A 3,230-nucleotide genomic window follows, 5' to 3' on the forward strand; every position below is an offset into this window, starting at 1 on the left:
CCGGTACAACGCAACCGCGTCCGTCTTGAACTCGGCGGGGTAGTGCTTTATCCCCACGGGGACTCCGTTCTCCTGGACCATCAAGATCCAAGTCTCTCCGGTGTCCAACATCTGGGGTCAAGGCCCGGATGGCTTGGTGTCGCCAGATGGTCCTGCTCGTCTTCTTTGGAGCACCGCCCTCTCGCCGGCGCCCCACCTGATACAAGCGAAGAGCCCTGAGGCCTGTGAAACGCATACCGGGCCAGTAGAGTGCACCAGTCGGAAACCGGCGACACCGGTGTTGAGGGCACGCATTTGACAGTCAGGAGCGGGGGCCTCTGGGACGCCACGGCAACGTTGAAAATGAGTAGTAATCACCCAGCGTGAATTCGACCCCGCCCTGTATATTGCGCATTGCGAGATATTGCCCATCCATTTAACCCAATCCGGGCAAGCGGGGATTCCACTTATGGTAGCGCTTGATGTGTGGTTGCTGCCGGTAATCAGTAAGGTGAATAATGAGACGCGCTCGAAGCTGGCTGTTTATTAGCAGTGCAATCCTTTCCGTTTGCCTTGTGGCGGTTGGATGCGGGCCCGAGTCGACGATTGACTCCCCATATAACTCGCCAACCGGCCCATCCGTGCCTGCTACGCCAGACAATAGCCTGCCGCCAAGTCCTATCATCTCATCAACGGAACCGGCTTCACGCGGCACCGTGGTCGATGCGCCTGAAGCCGGTGGGATCAAGAAAGATCGCGCACTGAAGTACGACGAACACCCGGAAGCAGACCCAGGCTACGTCGGGCCCGGCATGCATGCTGTAAGGAATTACTATGGATCAGGTCAAGCCAAAATTACATTCCTGGGTGTAGATGGTCTGACAGAGGATTCAAATAAGCGTCGCGAATACATGTGGAGAGGACTGCTCGACTACATCGAATGGGACTTCGAGCTTGGACGCCCGGAGGCGGAGCCCGTTGAAGCAGGCCCTCTCGGCGGGTCAGTCGAATGCATGCTCGCCTCCCTGGCGGAGTCCGGGAACGTGCTATGCGGATGGGCTGATGACGGAACAGCAGGTGTGGCACATTTTCCTAATAGCACCATCGGCGAGGCAAGCGAGCTCTTCCTCTCCATGCGCGCAGACCTGGAAAAACGAGGCTAGGGCCGCCCTGGCTCCCTGGTCAAACTTTTCCAGAAGGTGATCCGGATGTGATGGTCCGCTGCCCAGTCTTCAGCTTGGTCATTGCTCTGGACACGCAGTGTCGACGCGGCGTCTACCTGGCCCTCAGGAGCCGAAGTTGGAATCCTTCACCACGGTTTGGTTCGGCGACCTTGAGGTTGCGCGAGGACGTATTCGTGAACGAGCGCACAACGATCTATTTCGCTGCAACTGGTAGAAGTGGACTCCAGTGCAGCTCTCTCCGGAACGGCAGCCTACTTGAGCGGGGAGGGCCAACGTTGCCAATCAAGAACACTTCCGCCGAAGACCACTGCGTTAGATGCTGTCTAGACTCTCCCGATCCAGCTATGTAGCAATACGGGCAAAAGAACCATCAAGCGGCGTAACTTGCCAGATACCTAGCGTTGTCCCGCGACCAGACGTCTGCAGGGGCATCTGGAGCGCCATCCGAAATCAGTAGTGTCCGTGGCAACCGGCGCCGAACTTTGAGCGCCCCTACGCCGATAAAGCAAACACAGAGCTATCAGGCCCATGGCCAAGCGTGCTCATTCAGTAGCGCTGCACTCCTTCTTCCGTGCCAGGAGCCCGGCCTGGTCGGTCCTCAGCAGCCGCTGTCCGTGATCACCGGCACCTGAACCGACTGCCGACCTCGTGCCGAACTCGATGACCACTTGCTGTTGAAGGAGTGCCAGAAATTCTTCGACTACTGAACTTGATTGGGTGATGTCGGAGCCGTTCGCCTGACGGAGGCCGGTCCGCTCCGGTAGCCCTGGACCGTGAGATACGCACAGGGCGGCGGGTTGACCGACGCCAGGAGGGCCGCGAGGGAGCGGGTGCGGCTGCAGGCCGTGGAACGCTTCGAGGGCGGGCAGAAGAACAGAGAGATCGCTGCCGCGCTGCGGGTCAGCGAGCGGTTCGTGGAGCGGTGGCGCCGCCAGTGGCGCGAGCGCGGCGAAGCGGGGGCCCTGTCGAAGGGATCGCCGGGGCGGCCGAGGCTCAGCGACGCGCAGATCGCGAGGCTGGAACGCGGGCCGCTGGCCCACGGCTGGGCCGATCAGCGGTGGACGCTTGCCCGGATCAAGACGTTGATCGGCCGCCTGTTCCGCGTGAGCTACGCGGTGGAGGGCACGTGGCTGCTGCTGAAGCGGCACGGCTGGTCCTGGCAGCAGCCCGCCCGGCGGGCGATCGAGCGCGACGACGCGGTGGTCGAGGTGTGGAAGAAGAAGACCTGGCCGCGGGTAAGAGCACCGCGGCGGCCTGTGACGGCTGGATCGTCTTCGAGGACGAAGCCGGACAGTCGATGACGCCGCCGCGCGCGAGAAGCTGGGGACGCAAGGGCGTAACGCCGGTGGTCCGGGTCCGTGGCCGGGGCTCGGGCCGGGTGTCCATGGCCGGGCTGACCTGCTACAAGCCGGGGAAGCGGTCGAGGATGTTCTACTCGGTCCGCGAGTACCGAGGCCGCAAGGGCGAGCCGAAGGGCATCGGCTGGCGCGACCTGCGCGACCTACTGGTCAGAGCGCACATCCAACTCGGCGGCCCGATCGTGCTCGTGTGGGACAACCTGCGCATGCACCTGGTCGAGCCACTGCGCGAGTTCATCGCCGACCACGCGGACTGGCTCACGGTCTTCCAGCTTCCGAGCTACACGCCGGACTTGAACCCGCAGGAGGGCATCTGGTCGCTGGTCAAGCGCGACATCGGAAACCTCGCCGCAGCCGACCTTGGCCAGATCACCCGGGCCGTCAAGCGCAGGCTCAAGATGGTGCAGTACCGCCCGGACGTCATCAACGGCTGTCTCGCCGGCACCGGCCTGGCCCTGGACGCGTGAACGCAATGGCTGGCCGAGCGGCGATTGGCCGGCACGGTCAAGTCAAAGTTGCTGGTCAGATACGGTGACGGAATGACCGAGAGCCTGCCTGCCGACGTAGCCGACGTGCTCGCGGCAGTCCTGAACACGGACAATCCGGTTCATGACGCGCTCTCAGTGGTCGTTGAGTCCGACTTCTCTGTGTTCGTGATCGCTCGATCGTGGTACTGATCGCTGTCGGGGCTGCTTGATGGGCATGTCCA

General features: G+C 62.4%; 4 protein-coding genes. All 4 read left to right on the forward strand.

The window, feature by feature from the left end; genetic code table 11:
- The first annotated feature begins 695 nt into the window (after nt 1-695).
- The 4 genes from ACFWUY_RS41060 (at nt 696) to ACFWUY_RS41075 (ending at nt 3,198) form a co-directional block, all read left to right on the forward strand.
- A complete protein-coding gene (locus tag ACFWUY_RS41060) occupies nt 696-1,142 on the forward strand; it encodes a hypothetical protein (RefSeq protein WP_384121971.1) in 447 nt (148 codons plus the stop codon).
- Nucleotides 1,143-1,936: 794 nt separating this feature from the next.
- On the forward strand, nt 1,937-2,464 hold the full coding sequence (locus ACFWUY_RS41065) for a winged helix-turn-helix domain-containing protein (protein ID WP_384121973.1): 528 nt from the start codon (nt 1,937-1,939) through the stop codon (nt 2,462-2,464).
- The gene (locus ACFWUY_RS41070) at nt 2,374-2,988 is read left to right on the forward strand and encodes a transposase (RefSeq protein ID WP_384121975.1); all 615 of its coding nucleotides are present in this window, start codon (nt 2,374-2,376) and stop codon (nt 2,986-2,988) included. The genes ACFWUY_RS41065 and ACFWUY_RS41070 overlap by 91 nt, the downstream gene beginning before the upstream one ends.
- A 72-nt stretch (nt 2,989-3,060) precedes the next feature.
- Nucleotides 3,061-3,198, forward strand: coding sequence for a hypothetical protein (locus tag ACFWUY_RS41075; RefSeq protein ID WP_384121977.1), 138 nt, complete (start codon nt 3,061-3,063; stop codon nt 3,196-3,198).
- Nucleotides 3,199-3,230 lie beyond the last annotated feature (32 nt).

Source organism: Streptomyces sp. NPDC058664, assembly GCF_042716635.1.
In the GTDB taxonomy this organism is placed as follows: domain Bacteria; phylum Actinomycetota; class Actinomycetes; order Streptomycetales; family Streptomycetaceae; genus Streptomyces.

Coding starts and splice junctions, on each gene's coding strand:
- ACFWUY_RS41075 (WP_384121977.1), top strand. CDS start 3,061: ATGACCGAGAGCCTGCCTGCCGACGTAGCCGACGTGCTCGCGGCAGTC.